General features: G+C 65.5%; 11 protein-coding genes. 10 read left to right on the forward strand and 1 reads right to left on the reverse strand.

The genetic code is table 11. The features are described from left to right. Positions 1 to 79: 79 nt before the first annotated feature. Positions 80 to 1,105 carry a hypothetical protein gene (locus ACOQFP_RS20480; RefSeq protein ID WP_421585361.1) on the reverse strand — a complete coding sequence of 342 codons (1,026 nt, stop codon included), beginning with the start codon at positions 1,103 to 1,105 and terminating at the stop codon, positions 80 to 82. Positions 1,106 to 1,335: 230 nt separating this feature from the next. Here ACOQFP_RS20480 and ACOQFP_RS20485 point away from each other — a divergent pair, with 230 nt between their 5' ends. From ACOQFP_RS20485 to ACOQFP_RS20530, 10 genes are all read left to right on the forward strand, one after another. Further along, on the forward strand, positions 1,336 to 4,725 hold the full coding sequence (locus tag ACOQFP_RS20485) for a DUF2126 domain-containing protein (RefSeq protein ID WP_421585362.1): 3,390 nt from the start codon (positions 1,336 to 1,338) through the stop codon (positions 4,723 to 4,725). A 150-nt stretch (positions 4,726 to 4,875) separates the two neighbouring features. Beyond that, entirely contained in the window at positions 4,876 to 7,536 is a 2,661-nt protein-coding gene (locus tag ACOQFP_RS20490; RefSeq protein WP_421585363.1) for a circularly permuted type 2 ATP-grasp protein, read from the forward strand. Further along, entirely contained in the window at positions 7,536 to 8,435 is a 900-nt protein-coding gene (locus tag ACOQFP_RS20495; RefSeq protein ID WP_206488457.1) for a transglutaminase family protein, read from the forward strand. Before ACOQFP_RS20490 ends, ACOQFP_RS20495 begins: the two co-directional genes overlap by 1 nt. A gap of 156 nt (positions 8,436 to 8,591) precedes the next feature. Then, on the forward strand, positions 8,592 to 9,761 hold the full coding sequence (locus ACOQFP_RS20500) for a kinase (RefSeq protein ID WP_341244427.1): 1,170 nt from the start codon (positions 8,592 to 8,594) through the stop codon (positions 9,759 to 9,761). 49 nt (positions 9,762 to 9,810) lie between these two features. Further along, positions 9,811 to 11,202 carry a replication-associated recombination protein A gene (locus tag ACOQFP_RS20505; protein WP_421585364.1) on the forward strand — a complete coding sequence of 464 codons (1,392 nt, stop codon included), beginning with the start codon at positions 9,811 to 9,813 and terminating at the stop codon, positions 11,200 to 11,202. Between the two features lie 42 nt (positions 11,203 to 11,244). After that, on the forward strand, positions 11,245 to 13,914 hold the full coding sequence (gene alaS, locus ACOQFP_RS20510) for an alanine--tRNA ligase (RefSeq protein ID WP_421585365.1): 2,670 nt from the start codon (positions 11,245 to 11,247) through the stop codon (positions 13,912 to 13,914). A 5-nt stretch (positions 13,915 to 13,919) separates the two neighbouring features. Then, positions 13,920 to 14,450 (forward strand): Holliday junction resolvase RuvX, encoded by a 531-nt coding sequence (ruvX, locus tag ACOQFP_RS20515; protein ID WP_374222352.1) that lies wholly within the window; start codon positions 13,920 to 13,922, stop codon positions 14,448 to 14,450. Further along, positions 14,447 to 15,883: an endolytic transglycosylase MltG gene (locus ACOQFP_RS20520; RefSeq protein WP_421585366.1), complete on the forward strand. Its 1,437-nt coding sequence runs from the start codon at positions 14,447 to 14,449 to the stop codon at positions 15,881 to 15,883. The genes ruvX and ACOQFP_RS20520 overlap by 4 nt, the downstream gene beginning before the upstream one ends. A 1-nt stretch (position 15,884) precedes the next feature. Continuing rightward, positions 15,885 to 16,697, forward strand: coding sequence for a shikimate dehydrogenase (locus ACOQFP_RS20525; RefSeq protein WP_421585367.1), 813 nt, complete (start codon positions 15,885 to 15,887; stop codon positions 16,695 to 16,697). Positions 16,698 to 16,856: 159 nt separating this feature from the next. Beyond that, a complete protein-coding gene (locus ACOQFP_RS20530; protein WP_421585368.1) occupies positions 16,857 to 17,441 on the forward strand; it encodes a prepilin peptidase in 585 nt (194 codons plus the stop codon). Positions 17,442 to 17,448 lie beyond the last annotated feature (7 nt).

The following is a 17,448-nucleotide window of genomic DNA, read 5'->3' on the forward strand; positions in this document are numbered from 1 at the left end:
GTCGTAAACGAAGGTCCCCGTAGCGCTCGTGCTACGGGGACCTTCGTCTGTTCGCGGCGGTGTGTTCGGGGCAGTCGGGTCAGCGCGCGGGTGACACCGGCGCACCGGTGAGCACGCGGTAGGCGTAGTTGATCGTGATGACCGAGACCGGAAGTGTCACCAGCAGACCCAAGCCGCACAGCAACGCCCCGACGATGTTGATCACTGCCAGAAGCAGCAGGAGCAGAATCAGTGGTCCGATGTTCTTGACGGTCAGGTCGACACTCGACTTGATGGACTCGATCGCTGTCTGGTTTCGGTCGACCAGGAATGTCAGCGCAAAGGTGAGCAGGAATCCGATGATGACGCTGAGCAGGGTTCCCACGAAGGGAATGAAGCTGAGCACAAGGCTCACCACCGCGCCGATCAGCGCCAGGATCGCAATCTGGGGAACATTGGTGAACTGGAAGAACCGCCCGAAGGCAGGTGCTGGCTGCTCGCCCGTCTCGTCCAATGCACCACGCACGAACGCGGCACTGACGAGGTAGGACACGAATGTGGCGATGGCACCGATGACGATCGCCACACCGGAGGTCGTGGCGACGACGGCGGAGTCGCCGCGATCGGCGGCCGCGATTGCAGCGGTCAGCGTCGATGCAAACGTCACGAAGAAGACGAAGATGCCGACGGCCCACACTATGGCGGTGACGCCGAGCCACGGTCCGGCGTTCGCCTTGAACTTGTCGAAGCCGTAGCTCAGCGCGGTACCGACTTCGAGTCGACCGGGATTGGGTGCGAGCGGTGCCTGCCCGAAGCCCTGGTTGCCGTAGTTACCGAAGTTGCCGGGAGGTGGGGGGTAGTTGCCGGGCGGTGGTGGATAGCTGCCCGGCGGCGGGGGATAGCCTCCCGGTGCTCCGCCCTGGGGTGGGTAGTTGCCGGGCGGTGGGTAGCCGCCGGGTGCTCCGCCCTGGGGTGGGTAGTTGCCGGGTGGTGGGTAGTTGCCGGGTGGTGGGTAGCCGCCCGGTGGGGGATAGCCGCTCCCGGGAGTGGGCGGCGTGTTCGGGTCCGGTTGCTCGGGATTGGGTTCGCCACCGTATTGCGGCCCATTGGGCGGGTTCTCACTCACGTTGTACCCTTCGGTCTCTGGCGAAGTACGTCGACGATTCGTCCTTATTTTCAGGCTGAGCGAACCGCAGACAGTTCTGTGTGTCAAGGCGTTCGACATTTCGATGTCGCGCCCGGCCCGAATGTTCGATCGCGCTCTTCCGCATCGATTTTTCTTGCCGAGCGCACCCGGCGTGGTCCTACTAAGGTTGGGTTTTCTACCCATACCGGGACTATCACGAGGGGCTCGCCGTGGGCATCAAAGTTGCACTCGAACACCGCACCAGCTACAAGTTCGACCGCACTGTCAAGATCTTTCCGCACGAGATTCGGCTGCGGCCGGCGCCGCATTCGCGCACGCCTGTCGAGGCGTATTCGCTGAAGATCGAACCAGCAGAGCACTTCGTCAACTGGCAGCAGGACGTGTTCGGCAACTTCCTGGCCCGAGTGGTGTTTCCCGAGCGCACCGATCACCTGTCGATCACCGTCGGACTCGTCGCGGACATGGCCTCGATCAACCCGCTGGATTTCTTCGTCGAGGACTGGGCGGAGCACTACGGATTCGCCTACGAAGAACACGATCTGCCTGACCTGGAGCCGTACCTGCGTCCGGTGGACGAGGGCAAAGCCGGGTCGGGTCCCGGCCCGGTGGTCTCGGCCTGGGTGGAGAAGCTCCAGGCCGCCGTCGTCGAACGAGGAGAGTCGTTGCGCACCATCGACTTCCTCGTGATGGCGAACCAGGCCGTCATGGGTGACGTCGGCTACTCCGTGCGGATGGAACCAGGGGTGCAGACACCCGACGTGACGTTGACCTCGGCCGTCGGGTCCTGCCGAGATTCCGCGTGGTTGTTGGTCTCGGTGCTGCGTCAGATGGGTCTTGCCGCCCGCTTCGTCTCCGGCTACCTCGTCCAGTTGTCCTCGGACGTCAAGTCCTTGGACGGCCCGTCCGGGCCGGTGGAGGACTTCACCGATCTGCACGCGTGGACCGAGGTCTATCTGCCCGGCGCAGGCTGGGTCGGAATGGACCCCACCTCCGGGCTGTTCGCGGGCGAAGGCCACATCCCACTGTCGGCGACGCCACACCCGTCGACTGCTGCTGCCATCTCCGGTGCGACGAGCAAGTGCAAGGCCGAACTCGATTTCTCGAACACCGTGGTTCGCGTTCACGAAGATCCACGTACGACGCTGCCGTACACGGCCGAGCAGTGGGAATCGATCAAGGCCACTGCCGTCAAGATCGATGAGCGGATGCTCGATCAGGACATCCGCTTGACCGTGGGCGGTGAGCCGACATTCGTGGCCATCGAGAATCAGGAGTCGCCGGAGTGGAACACCACGGCCGATGGCCCGCACAAACGAAAGCTGGCCAGCGTACTGGCCGAACGGCTTCGGACGATCTACGCCCCTGATGGTCTGATACAGCGCAGTCAAGGCAAGTGGTACCCCGGCGAGCCACTGCCGCGGTGGCAGGTGGGGTTGTTCTGGCGCACCGACGGCCAAGCCCTGTGGCACGACTCCGACCTGATCGCCGATCCGTGGTTGGCGGAAGACCTCCGCCCGGAGCCGGTCGAGAATTCCGCATCCCAGTATCTGATCGAGCAACTGGTCGAGGGCTTGGGCCTGCCGGCGTCGCAGGCACGACCAGCCTATGAGGACCCGCTGGTCCGGCTGCTGGACCTGGTGCGCCAGCCGTGCGGTGACCCTCCGGCCGATGAAGACGATCTCGAACCGGGTGCCGACTCCGCAGACGCCAGACGGCACCTGCTCGAACGTCTCGATGCAAGCACCGACGAGCCGGCGGCGTTCGTGTTGCCGATCTCTCGCACCGAAGACGGCTCCGGTTGGGAGAGCGCGGACTGGAAGCTCAGACGCGGCCGAATAGTGTTGCTGGAGGGCGATTCACCTGCCGGGCTACGACTGCCGCTCAGTGCTGTCTCCTGGGAGGGCGGGCCGGTGGAGAATCCGGCCGATCCCACTGCGCCCACCCCGGATCTACCCACGCCGCAATTGACCCAGCAGCCGCCGCGTGCGGTCGATCCGGCCGAGGCGCGATACGCGAAACTGGTGAACGACACTTCCCGGGTCGGTGGCAGCGCTGTCACCGCAATGGTCGCGGAGGTTCGCGACGGGGTCCTGTACGTATTCATGCCGCCGATGGATCGGTTGGACGATTTCGTCGATCTCGTCTCTCGCGTCGAGCAGGCGGCGTCGAGTATCGACACCCCGGTCGTCATCGAGGGCTACGGACCTCCCTCCGATCCGCGGATTCAAACGCTCACAGTGACACCGGATCCCGGCGTCATCGAGGTCAACGTTCAGCCGACCTCGTCCTGGGCCGAGCAGAACGAGCTGATGGAGCGTCTCTACCTGGAAGCGCGCAAATCCAGGTTGAGCACCGAGGGGTTCGACAACGACGGCACCACTCGTGGAACGGGAGGTGGCAATCACATCACCCTCGGCGGCGTCACACCGGTCGATTCGCCGGTGCTTCGTCGACCGGACCTGCTGGTGTCGCTGTTGACGCATTGGCAGCGTCATCCATCACTCTCGTACCTGTTCTCGGGCCGATTCATCGGAACCACCTCGCAGGCCCCCCGCGCAGACGAGGGACGGGAGGAAGCTCTCTACGAGCTCGAGGTCGCGTTCAGCGAGATCAAGCGATTGACGGCTGCCGATCGATCGGCATCGCCGTGGGTCGTGGATCGGGCACTGCGGCACCTGCTCACCGACATCACCGGCAACACCCACCGCGCCGAGTTCTGCATCGACAAGCTCTACAGTCCCGACTCGACTCGTGGCCGATTGGGACTGCTCGAACTGCGCGGATTCGAGATGCCGCCGCATCACCAGATGGCAATGGTGCAGTCGTTGCTCGTGCGATCGATGGTGTCGCGGTTCTGGGACACTCCGCTCGAGGCACCACTCATCCGGCACGGGGCGAATCTGCACGGCCGGTACATGCTGCCGCACTTCGTCATCAACGACATCGGCCGAGTAGTGGAGGACCTGCGCCAACACGGGATCGACTTCGACACCAGCTGGCTCGACCCGTTCACCGAGTTCCGGTTCCCCAGGATCGGTACCACCGTCGTCGGCGACGCCGAGATCGAACTTCGAGGTGCGATCGAGCCGTGGAACACCCTCGGAGAGGAATCGACCTCCTCGGGGACCGCGCGCTACGTCGACTCCTCGGTGGAGCGGATCCAGGTTCAGGTCGCCGGGGCCGACGCGGGCCGATACCTGTTGACCTGCAACGGGGTTCCGGTACCACTGCTGCGTACCGATCGTCAGGACGTTCAGGTCGCCGGAGTGCGCTACCGCGCCTGGCAGCCGCCGAGCGCTCTGCACCCGACGATCGAGGTGCAGAGTCCGCTGCGTTTCGACCTCGTGGAGATGCAGACCGGACGTGCGGTGGGTGGCTGCTCGTACCACGTCGTACATCCGGGCGGGCGCTCGTACGACGGTCCTCCGGTGAACTCGGTCGAAGCCGAGGCGCGCCGCAACGGCCGCTTCGAGGAGGGTGGGTTCACCTCGGGGAAGGTCGACGTAGCAAGATTGCTCGAGATGCACGCTAGACAGGCAATCGATGTGACCGCTCCCGGCATGCTGGACCTGCGCCGGACGGGGGTTCACACGCCCTGACACGTGTGCCTGCACAGACGAACGAGTCGACCGGTATCGATCACGGTCCGACGCGCAACGGGTGTTGTCGGTGACGACGGGCTGCAACGAGAGCCCAGGTCACGGCCCGGCGACGGAGTGGGATCGACCGACGGAAGGAACAGCGGCTCGATGGTGCCCGTGGATACTGCCCAGAATGAGGCCGGCCGAAGCGATGCCGACGACGGTGGAACCGATGTCGTGTCACCATGGCTCGAATATCACGGTCGGCGTGAGGCCGTGACGGGACGCAGAGATCTCTTCGACGAGATGCTCGGCGTCGACGACGCTGTTCGCCCGCAATGGGCTGAGCTGGTCGAGGGACTGCGTGAGGCAGGACCGGGGGCAATGCGCAGCCTGCAGTCTCGGGTGAGCCGACTCGTCGACGATCACGGGATCACCTACAACCCCATTCCCACGCATGGGGGCGACTCGATACCGAGCGCGGTGCGGTGGGGTCTGGACAGTGTTCCGTTGGTGGTCGCGGCCGACGAGTGGGATCGGTTGGAAGCCGGTCTGATACAGCGTTCGACATTGCTCGATGCCATTCTGACCGACATCTACGGTGCGCAGGAGACCATCAGGCGAGGACTGATCCCGCCGGAGCTGATCTTCGGCAATCCGGGCTATCTGCGGTCTGCTCACGCCATCACGATTCCCGGGCCGCACCAATTGTTCATGCATGCCGCCGACGTCGCGCGTGGTGCCGACGGCCAGTTCCGTGTCGTAGCGGACCGGACCCAGGCACCGTCGGGAGTGGGGTACGCGCTGGCGAACCGGCGCGTGATGTCGCGTGCGATCCCCGAGTTGTTCCAGGCGAGCAATCCCCGGCCGTTGTCCACCTTCGCCCGTGCCGTTCGGCTGGCTCTTCGCGATGTTGCGCCCGCGTCGGCCGAGGATCCGGTGGTCGTGGTGTTGACCCCGGGTTCGCATTCCGAGACTGCGTTCGATCAGGCCTATCTCGCAACGGTTCTCGGGTTTCCGCTGGTCGAGAATGCCGATCTCGTGGTGCGGGACGGATACCTGTGGATGCGATCGCTCGGTAAGTTGCGCAGGGTGGACGTGGTGTTGCGTCGCGTCGACGCCGAGTTCGTCGACCCACTCGACCTGCGCCCCGATTCGCGCTTGGGCATCGTCGGCCTGGTCGAGGTGCTGCGCCGTGGTGCAGTGAGCGTGGTGAACACACTCGGCAGCGGAGTCCTCGAGAACCCTGCGCTCGCTCCGTTGCTGCCTGCGCTGAGCAGGGCGTTGCTGGGTGAGGATCTGATGGTCGAGTCGGTACAGACGTACTGGGGCGGTGATGCGAGTGAGCTCTCGCATATGAGAACGCGTCTGCGCTCACTGGTTCTACGGTCGACGACCTCGCGACACACCATCGTCGGACAGGATCTCACCGACCTCGCGGCCGGTGAGTTGTGGGAACGCATCGAGGCCGAGCCGTGGAAGTGGACCGGCCAAGAGGTTCCGGAGTTCTCGTTGGCACCGGTCGGCTCCTCGTCGAGTGGTTCGGCACCGGAGCGGTCGGTTGCGCCGGCGCAGGTCGGGATGCGGCTGTTCACGGTGGCGCAACGGATCGGCTACACGCCGATGCGCGGTGGCCTCGGACAGGTGGTGATCACGGCTCCGGTCACCGATCCACTGATGACCGTGGCCTCGAAGGACGTGTGGGTCAAGTCCGTCGAGCGGGTCACTCCGGCCGATTCGGCCCCGCACACCCCGCCCGCCACGGTGGAGGAGTTGCCGCAGTACGCCGCGTCGAACGTCGAGGTGGTCAGCTCGCCTCGTGTGCTGGGCGATCTGTTCTGGTTCGGCCGCTACACCGAGCGCGCCGAGGACATGACTCGGGTGCTCATCGCGGCCCGTGAGCGTGATCAGGATTACCGCTCGATGCCGTGGCTCGAGGGCAGTGAAAGCCTGCCGATCCTGCTCGAGGCGGTCACCAAGGTCTCGGGCACGCACCCCGGGTTCTTCGACTCGAAGATCCGAGCCGACGCGATCGCGGAAATGCGTTCGCTGATGCTCTCGCCCGAGCGTCTCGGTTCGCTGGCGCAGTCGGTCGATCGAATGCAGCAGGCCGCGCGTGCGGTGCGTGACCAGCTCTCGAACGACACCTGGGTGGTGCTCAACCGAATCGACACCGCCCTCGAAGAACTGGCGGAAGCGGCCGTCAACGACGGCGCGCAACTGTCGTCCTCGCAGTCGAGTGTGCTCCGAGGCCTGCTCTCCCTGTCGGGTCTGGCATCGGAGTCGATGGTTCGAGACTCGGGTTGGTACCTGATGGATGCGGGCAAGAGGATCGAACGCGGGTTGCAACTGACAGCGCTGCTGTCGGCAACGCTGAGCCACGCACTGACGCCGTCCACCGAACAAGCAGTCATCGACTCGGTGTTGTCGGCTGCCGAGTCCTCGGTGATCTATCGCAGACGCAACAGAGGCAGGGCGCGGCTCGCCGCCGTCGCGCAATTGTTGCTGTTCGACGAAGGGAATCCACGGGCGTTGGTCTATCAGCTCGATCGGCTCCGAGACGATCTCGGTTCACTGCCGGACGCCTCGGGTACCTCACGCCCCGAGCAGCTCGTCGAGCAGATGCGAGTGCGGTTGCGGCGCGTCGATCCGGGCGATCTCGAGTCGGTCGATGCGGACGGGCGTCGGGCGGAGCTGATCGACCTGGTCGACGGTATCCACGATTCGCTCGAAGAGCTGTCTCGGGTGGTCCTGGCAACGCACATGTCGCTGCCCGGCGGTACTCAGCCGCTGTGGGGCAGCTCGAACGCCCGAAGCGGGGTGCGGTGATGAGTCGTCGGTACCGAATCAAGCACATCACTACCTACACCTACTCCGATCGCGTGACGTCCTCGTACGGACGCGGATTCCTCGCGCCGAGAGACATGGACGGGCAGCACTGCGTCGAGAAGTCGGTCACCGTGGAGCCTGCGCCCACCGATCAGTCGTTCGGCGTCGATGTCTACGGAAACGAGGACGTCTACTTCCACGTGACCAGCGATCACGAGAAGCTGGTTGTCACGGCGGATTCGCTGGTGGAGGTGTATCCGCGTCCCGTGGACGAGACGGCGTCGTGGCCGGCGACGGCACCGTGGGAGTCCGCTCGAATGGCCCTGTTCGACGCGAGCGTGCCTGCCGATCCGGCCCGCTCGACCGCGGTGGAGTTCGCTCTCGATCTGCCCGTTCCGGAGATCACCGACGAGGTCCGTGCATACGCCGCACCCAGTTTCTGGCCCGGGCGGCCCCTCGCCGATGTGATCGTCGATCTGACGCATCGCATTTTCACGGACTTCCGGTATCTGTCCGGTTCGACGACGGTCTCGACCACCGTGGTCGACGTCCTCGCTGCGCGCTCGGGGGTGTGTCAGGACTTCGCGCGACTTGCCATTGCCTGTCTGCGGTCGCAGGGTCTCGCCGCGCGATACGTGTCGGGGTACCTCGCAACCGAACCGCCACCCGGCAAGGAACGGATGATCGGTGTCGATGCCACTCACGCCTGGGCTGCGGTGTGGATGCCGAACGATCGGTGGCTCGCGTTCGATCCGACCAACGACCAGTTGGTCGACGAGCGATACGCGACGGTGGCATGGGGACGCGACTATGCCGATGTACCTCCTCTGCGCGGGGTCATCTACACCGAGGCGGAGGAGAGCACGATCTCCGTCTCGGTCGACGTTGCACCCCAATAGCGAACCCTGCATAATTCGATGGTTCGGGGGTAATCAGACCATCTGGTCGAATCTGGGAATGTGGCGTGCGAGAAGCCGTGAAACGGTCGATCGTGTCCCATTCGTAGTCCTCGACTCAGCACAGCAGAACGTAGCGAACGGGTAGCTTGGATATCGATGACCGCAACACTGGCAGATCCTGTATCAGAGGTAGTAGCCGCAGCTCAAAAGCTCCTCACCAGACGCACCGGGGCTCCGGTGACGTTGATCGACCCCGTCGATCTGGGTGGTAGCGGTCAAGCGGTCGTACTGCGAGTGCGGGTCTCCGAGAACCCATTCCAGCTGCCCCGCACCCTGGTGCTCAAGCAGGTTCGCGACGTTCCCGGCGACTCCGAACGCCAGGGCGACCTCGCCGATTCCAACGGGTCGAGTGCATTCCTGCGCGAGGCCGCGTCCTACCAATTCGCCAACGCTCTCGCCACCGACAGCAGGCCGGGACCGGAGCTGCACGCCTACGATCTCGACGCGCGGCTACTGGTCCTGAGCGACCTGGGTGACGCCAGTCCGATCACCACCCTGCTGCGCAATTCCGACGAGGCTGCGGTGACCAACTCGCTGATGGCCATGGCCCAGGCGCTCGGTCGGATGCACGCCGCAACGGTCGGCCGTGAGGACGATTTCGCAGCTCTGCTGCGCCGCGTCGGACAGCCGGATTCCACCGACGGGATCTCCGCGCAGATTCCCGACGCCCTGGCCGAGGTCCCCGGATTGCTCACCGAATTTCTGGGCATCGACGCGACGCCGAACGACATCCTCGATCGGGTGTCCCGGAGTGGACGCCTGTTCGCGCACGGTGCCTTCCGTGCATTCAGCCCATCCGATCTGTGCCCCGACAACATCATCGTCAACGACGAGGGCGTCCGTTTCCTCGACTACGAGTGGGGTGGATTCCGCGACGCCACTCTCGACATCACCTACGCCCTGGCCTCGTTCCCCGGGTGCCTGTGCAGTTTCGAGCTCTCGCACGACCGTCAGCAAGAGATGATCGACGCCTGGCGCGCCGAGGTGGTGGGCATCTGGCCTGCGCTGTCCGATGACACCACCTTGGCGGGCAAGATTCTCGACGCTCGTCTGATCTGGGTGTGGCTGAGCACCTATTGGTTCCTGCCCGACGACCACACCCGTATCGCGGCGGCACGTGCGCATCACCTGTCGGTTCCACGATCACAGGCATTGACATCGCGCTGGTCGGCCCTGGCCGACAGTGCCGACCGGGCAGGCGAGCGCGGCATTGCCGAGTACGCAGCGGCGGTCGTGACTGCGCTGCGAGCGAAGTGGCAGCGGTAGCGACGACGTCGTTCGCATTCCGGGACGCGCGATCGGTAGCGTTCGACCGGTGAGCAGCGGAATCGACAGTGACCTCTCGGGTGCGGACGAGTCCGACGACGGACTCTTCGACCCACCTGCAACGCCGGAGACCGAGATCGCCGAATCGCGGGCGACCTCGACCTACGTCAGGCCCGACGCGCCGCTGGCGGTCCGAATGCGTCCGTCGACCCTCGACGAGGTGGTCGGGCAAACTCATCTGCTGGCCCCCGGCGCGCCACTGCGTCGGCTCGTGGAGGGATCCGGCGCGTCTTCGGTGATGCTCTACGGGCCTCCTGGCACGGGAAAGACGACGCTCGCCTCGTTGATCTCCGGGGCGACCGGACGAAAGTTCGAGGCGTTGTCCGCGTTGTCGGCAGGGGTCAAGGAAGTACGCAACGTCATCGAACTCGCCCGACGGCGCCTGCTCTCGGGTGAGCAGACGGTGTTGTTCATCGACGAGGTGCACCGATTTTCCAAGACGCAGCAGGACGCGTTGCTCGCAGCCGTCGAGAACCGCATCGTCCTCCTGGTGGCGGCGACCACCGAAAATCCGTCGTTCTCGGTGGTGTCGCCGTTGCTGTCGCGATCGCTGGTACTGCAGCTGCAGCCGCTGGCATCGGAGGACATCGAACGGTTGCTGACCCGTGCGGCCAATGATCCACGCGGCCTGGACGGCGCGGTCACCATCGCCGAGGACGCGATGGAGCACCTCGTTCGACTCGCGGCGGGCGATGCGCGAAGAGCGTTGACGGCACTCGAGGCCGCGGCGGGCGCGGCCACCGACGGAGTGCTGGATCTGGCGACCGTGGAGGCCAGTGTCGACAAGGCCGCAGTGCGGTACGACCGTGACGGCGATCAGCACTACGACGTGATCAGTGCGTTCATCAAGTCGATCCGCGGATCCGATGTGGACGCGGCGCTGCACTATCTGGCCCGCATGATCACGGCAGGCGAGGACGCTCGGTTCATCGCTCGCCGCCTGGTGGTGCACGCCAGCGAGGACATCGGGATGGCCGACCCCACGGCCCTGCAGACCGCGACCGCCGCAGCGAACGCCGTCCAGATGATCGGCATGCCCGAGGCTCGTCTGGCCCTGGCGCAGGCGACGATTCACTTGGCGACAGCGCCGAAATCGGGTGCGGTGATAGCGGCCCTCGGAGCGGCCATGGCCGATGTCGCGGCCGGCAAATCGGGATCGGTGCCGCCGCATCTGCGCGACGGTCACTACAAGGGAGCTCAGGGACTGGGAAACGCCGTCGGGTATCGGTATCCACACAGCAGTGCGGGTGGCGTACTCGGGCAGCAGTATCCGCCGGACGAACTGGTGGGCGTGAACTACTACGAGCCCACCGAGCACGGTGCCGAGCGGGAAATTGCGACCAGGGTGGGGAAACTGCGTCGGATCGTCCGGGGCCGATAGGCCCTCGAGTCGGTGCGGCGTCTCGGACGCTAACCTGTACCAGTGCAGACCCATGAGATCCGCAGGCGTTTCCTCGACCATTTCGTGAAGGCAGGACACACTGAAGTACCCAGTGCGTCGTTGATTCTCGACGACCCCAACCTGCTGTTCGTCAATGCGGGCATGGTTCCCTTCGTGCCGTTCTTCCTCGGTCAGCAGACGCCGCCGTACGCGACCGCGACCAGCGTCCAGAAATGCGTCCGCACCCTCGACATCGAGAACGTCGGCATCACCACCAGGCACAACACTTTCTTTCAAATGGCCGGCAACTTCTCGTTCGGCGACTACTTCAAGCGTGACGCGATTCGGTACGCCTGGACCCTGCTGACCGGCAGCGTCGAGGACGGTGGATACGGCTTCGACCCCGAGCGGATCTGGGCCACCGCGTATCTCGACGACGACGAGGCGATCGAGCTCTGGAAGGAGATCGCCGGGCTGCCGGACGAGCGCATCCAACGGCGCGGAATGGCCGACAACTACTGGTCCATGGGCATCCCGGGCCCGTGCGGGCCGTGTTCGGAGATCTACTACGACCGCGGACCCGAGTTCGGGGTCGACGGCGGCCCCGAGGCCGACGAGGATCGGTACATCGAGATCTGGAATCTCGTGTTCATGCAGAACGAGCGCGGCAAGGGAATCAGCAAGGACGATTTCGAGATCCTGGGCCCACTGCCGAAGCAGAACATCGATACCGGCATGGGCGTCGAGCGCGTCGCCTTCTTGCTGCAGGGCGTGGACAACGTATACGAGACAGACCTCGTTCGACCGGTGATCGCCAAGGCCGAGGAACTCTCCGGACGTGCATACGGTGCCCGGCACGACGACGACGTGCGCTTCCGCGTCATTGCCGACCATGCGCGTACCGCGGCGCTGCTCATCTCGGACGGGGTCAACCCCGGCAACGACGGCCGCGGATACGTCCTGCGTCGTCTGCTTCGCCGCATCGTGCGCTCGGCGCGCCTGCTCGGAGCACCGGACGAAACGATGGCGCAGTTCGTCACGGTCGTCCGCGACACCATGGCGGAGTCCTACCCGAACCTGGTCACCGACTTCGACCGCATCCTGACCGTCGCAGTGGGGGAGGAGACGGCGTTCCTCAAGACGCTGACCTCGGGTTCGCGACTGTTCGAGGGCGCGGCAGACGCCGTCAAGGCATCGGGCGCGAATCGGATCGGCGGTGCCGAGGCGTTCGCGCTGCACGATACCTATGGGTTTCCGATCGATCTGACGCTCGAAATGGCCGCCGAAGCGGGGCTGTCCGTCGACGAGGACGGTTTCCGGTCGTTGATGGCCGAGCAGCGCAACCGGGCCAAGGACGACGCCCGCGCGCGCAAGCATGCGCACACCGATCTGACGGTCTATCGGGACTTCGTCGACGGTTCGCCGACCGAATTCACCGGATTCGACGAACTCGGTTCGGAGGCAACGGTATTGGCCTTGATTTCGAACGGTGTTCGGGTGCCGACCGCGGTTGCGGGAGACAACATCGAGATCATCCTCGACCGCAGCCCGCTCTACGCCGAGTCGGGTGGCCAGATCGCTGATATCGGCACGATCACCGCTCCTGGCCTCGAGGTGAAGGTCAACGATGTGCAGAAGATCGCCAAGACGGTCTGGACGCACAAGTCGGTGGTCGAATCGGGGCAGATCACCGAGGGCGACACCGTCCACGTCGATGTCGACCATGCCTGGCGCAAGGGTGCCACGCAGGGCCACTCGGGTACTCACATGGTGCATGCCGCATTGCGGCAGGTCCTCGGGCCCAATGCGACCCAGGCCGGATCGCTCAACAAGCCCGGCTACCTGCGCTTCGACTTCTCGTGGCAGGGCGCGCTGACGGAGTCGCAGCGCGATGACATCGAGAACGTCGCCAACGACGCGGTGGCCTCGGACTTCGCGGTCAACACCATGGTCACGGACCTCGACAGCGCCAAGAAGATGGGCGCGATGGCGCTGTTCGGTGAGAACTACGGCGACGAGGTTCGCGTGGTCGAGATCGGCGGACCCTTCTCGATGGAACTCTGTGGCGGTACCCACGTGCAGCACTCGTCGCAGATCGGCCCGGTCACCATTCTCGGTGAGTCCTCGGTCGGCTCCGGTGTGCGGCGCGTCGAAGCCTTCGTCGGTCTCGACTCCTACCGCTACCTGGCCAAGGAACGTGCTCTGCTGGCAGGTATCGCATCGTCGCTCAAGGCGCCCTCCGAGGAGGTGCCGGGGCGGATCGAGAACCTGGTCGAGCGTCTTCGCGTCGCCGAAAAGGAACTCGACGCAGTCAAGGCGGCCGCGGTGCTGGCATCGGCGGGTGAGTTCGTCGGCAAGGCGGAGCGATTCGGTGAGGTGCGCGCGGTCATCGCACAGGCTCCCGACGGTGTCGGTGGGAACGACCTGCGCACCTTGGTGACAGATATTCGTGGACGACTGGGAACCGATCCGGCCGTGGTAGTGCTCTTCGGCACGGTCGGCGGCAAGGTTCCGTTCGTCGTCTCGACGAACAAAGCCGCTCAGGATGCGGGCATCGCTGCCGGCGACCTGGTGGCAGCATTCGGTCCGAGTATCGGAGGCCGGGGCGGTGGCAAGCCCGAACTCGCTCAGGGGTCGGGTTCCGATATCGCCGGAATCGACGCCGGGATCGCTGCAGCCCGCGCTCGCCTCGCCGAACTCACCACCCACTGACGATCGTGACTTCACAGGGGCGCGGGCCCGATCGGCCCGGCGTCGACGATCCGGGCCGAGGGCGGCGTATCGGCATAGACGTGGGCAGCGTTCGCATCGGAATAGCGTCGAGCGATCCCGACGGCGTGCTCGCGACGCCCGTCGAGACCGTGCCGCGATCGAAGGTCAAGGGCCCGGACGCACCGGACGTGGTGCGGGTAGCGGACATCGTGGCCGAGTACGAGGCCGTCGAGATCGTGATCGGGTTGCCGCGCACCCTGCGTGGCGAGCGCGGCAGTGCAGTCGAGGCTGCCGAGAAATTCGGCCGGTCACTGCACAGACGGGTGGGCGGCGTGCCGATTCGGATGGCCGACGAGCGACTGACTACGGTGAGTGCGTCGCGTGCCTTACGAGACAGTGGAATACGGGTCAAGAATCAACGATCGGTGATCGATCAGGCTGCCGCGGTTGCGATACTGCAGGGGTGGCTCGACGAGCGCCGTGCAGTGTCGGACCGAGGTCGGACCGATCCAGGATCGACGGAGGTCGACGAGTGAGCAACCATGGACCCTCCGATCGGGACCGGCGACAGACGCCCTCGGACGAGGCACACACCGATCCGATCGGATACCGCGTGGACGAGGACAGCGACTTCCACCGCCGCATGCACCCACATCCGCGCCCACCACAGCGGCAAGAGCCGCACCCGGCATCGGTACCGGCGTCGGGTCGGGAATCCCGCCGTGAGTCGGGTTCGGATTCCGAACGTCCGGTTGCACCGAGAGAAGTCGGCCGCAGCCGTGCTGCAAGTCGACAGGATCGGGCTGCGTCCAACCGCAAGCGCCGCGGACGGCTGGTGGCCGCCGTGCTCGGGCTGCTGTTGCTCGTCGCCGTAGCTGGTGGGGGATATTTCGCCGTGAACAAATTCGCCGATCGCACGACCCCGAACGCGGACTTCGCCGCCGGTTCGCCCGGTGACGGCGTGGTGATTCAGGTTCACCCCAACGACACCGCACAGCAGATCGGAACCGAGGCAGCCGACAAGGGTGTCGTCGCCAGCTCGGGAGCATTCCTCGAAGCCGCCATTGCGAACGATTCCATCACCTCGGTCCAACCCGGTTTCTATCTGATCAACACCAATATTCCTGCCTCGCAGGCAGTGAGCGAACTCGTCGATCCCGCGTCCAGAGTGGGCAATGTGGTGATTTCCGAGGGACGTCAGCTGCACGACGCGCGCGATGTGAACACCGGCGCTGTCAAGAAGGGCATCTACACGCTGATTTCCGAGGCCAGCTGCGTGGATCGAAGTGGGAACGGCACACCCGTATGTGTCAGCTACGACGACCTCAACGCCGCAGGAGCGGTGAACGACCCGGCGGCGTTGGGCGTGCCGGACTGGGCGACCGATCGAGTCGAAGGAGTCCCCGACCGTGACCGCCAGCTCGAGGGCCTGATTGCCGCAGGAACCTGGAATTTCGATCCCACTGCCGCACCCGGTGACATTCTGCGGCAGTTGGTGTCCGAGAGCGCCACCCGCTACGAGGACACCGGAATCCTCACCGCGGGAGCCAATTCGGGGCTCTCTCCGTACGACACTCTGGTGGCGGCGTCGCTCGTCGAACGCGAGTCCCTACCGCAGGATTTCAGCAAGGTGGCTCGGGTGATCCTCAACCGTCTCGCCGTACCGCAGAAGCTCGAATTCGACTCGACCGTCAACTACTCGCTCGACACGACCGAGGTGGCCACCACCGACGCCGACCGAGCCCGAGTGACCCCGTGGAACACCTACGCGAGCGAGGGCCTGCCGGCCACCCCGATCGCGTCGCCGAGCATCGAAGCGGTGCAGGCCGTCGAGGCACCGGCCGAGGGTGACTGGCTGTACTTCGTGACCATCAACCAGGCGGGTGAAACGCTGTTCACCCGCAGCTACGAACAACATCTGGCCAACATCGCGAAGGTCGAGCCGGGCTTCTTGGACAGCGGACGCTGATATGCGCGCCGCAGTACTGGGCAGTCCCGTCGGGCACTCGAAATCCCCGCTGTTGCACCGCGCTGCGTACCGCGCCCTCGGGCTCGACGATTGGACCTACGACCGCATCGAGTGCACCGGAGAACAGCTACCGGGCATGCTCGACGGTTTCGGGCCCGAATGGGTCGGGGTGTCGGTCACGATGCCGGGCAAAGTCGCAGCTCTGGCCCATGCCACCGAGCGCACCGACAGGGCGGTGCTGGCCGGATCCGCGAACACTCTCGTGCGCATCCCGTCCGGCTGGCGTGCCGACTGCACCGACGTCGACGGAATCGTCGGCGCTCTGCGCGGCGTTGGTGTGACGGACCTGTCCGGACGCAACGTCACGGTGGTCGGTGCGGGCGGTACCTCGCGTCCCGCGGTGGTCGCGTTGGCCGGATTGGGTGCTGCTGCAGTGACTGTCGTGGCGCGTTCGGTCGACCGCGCGGCAGACACGTTGGCCTGCGCCGAAGCGGCAGGAATACGCGCGGAGTTCGCGCACACGACCGATTCTCGTCTTGCCGCGATCGCAGGTGCGTCGGCCGTGTTGGTCAGCACCGTGCCTGCCGTCGGGGCCGCAGACATCGCGCCTGCCCTCGCCCGATCTCCGGTGGTGCTCGATGCTATCTACGATCCGTGGCCGACGCCGTTGGCCGTTGCTGTCGATGCAGCCGGTGGGACCGTTGTCGGTGGCCTGTCGATGCTGCTCGAGCAGGCGTACGGGCAAGTCGAACAGTTCACCGGCAGGCCGGCACCTCGGGCCGCAATGCAGGCGGCGCTGGACACGCTCGAGTGAGTACCGGCATCCGATAGTCGACGGCCAGTCGGTTCTGCACAGGGATTCTGTTGTACACAGGGGCTTCGGTTGTACACAGGGGTTTCGGTTCTACACAGGGCAATTGCGGACCTGGGCTTTCGAAGCATTCACGTGTGCGGGGGATGCGACCCTTCGTTCATGGTGAGCGTGGCGGTGGCGGTGGCGGTGGCGGCCGTGGTGGGCGGTCTGGCGGGGGTAGCGATGCGGTACGGCCTGATCTGGCCGAGTCCTCGGTATCTGCCGCTGCTGTCTGCGATCGGGACGGGGTGGGTCTGGTGGCGGTTCGGGGGTTCCGAGTACGCGGTTCCGTTGTGTGCGATGGTCTGGTGGTTCGCGGCGCTCAGCGCCGTCGATCTGCGATGGCGCCGGTTGCCGAACGGTCTGACCATCCCGGGCGCGATGGTGGTCACCGTGACGCTCGTGTCGATCGGATCTGCGAGCGCCTTGCTCGGGGGAGCGCTGCTGTTCGCGATCTATCTCCTCGTCCACCTTCTCGCCCCGGCCGCGTTCGGCGCGGGTGATGTGAAGCTCGCATGGTCGGTGGGGTCGATTGCCGCCCTCGGCGGCGGGGCGGGGTGGTCGATCGCGGCGGTGTCGGCACCGCTGGCGACTGCCGTGGTCGGGTCGGTTCTCGCCGTGGGCGGGCACGGCCGCGCGCGGATCGCGCACGGTCCTTCCATGTGTGCGGCGACCCTGCTGGCATCTGCAGCTTGCCTGACGTGAAAAGATG

Source organism: Rhodococcus sp. MALMAid1271, from assembly GCF_049195265.1.
Lineage (GTDB): Bacteria > Actinomycetota > Actinomycetes > Mycobacteriales > Mycobacteriaceae > Rhodococcoides.

Coding starts and splice junctions, on each gene's coding strand:
- ACOQFP_RS20490 (WP_421585363.1), top strand. CDS start 4,876: ATGGTGCCCGTGGATACTGCCCAGAATGAGGCCGGCCGAAGCGATGCC.
- ACOQFP_RS20495 (WP_206488457.1), top strand. CDS start 7,536: ATGAGTCGTCGGTACCGAATCAAGCACATCACTACCTACACCTACTCC.
- ACOQFP_RS20500 (WP_341244427.1), top strand. CDS start 8,592: ATGACCGCAACACTGGCAGATCCTGTATCAGAGGTAGTAGCCGCAGCT.
- ACOQFP_RS20525 (WP_421585367.1), top strand. CDS start 15,885: ATGCGCGCCGCAGTACTGGGCAGTCCCGTCGGGCACTCGAAATCCCCG.
- ACOQFP_RS20530 (WP_421585368.1), top strand. CDS start 16,857: ATGGTGAGCGTGGCGGTGGCGGTGGCGGTGGCGGCCGTGGTGGGCGGT.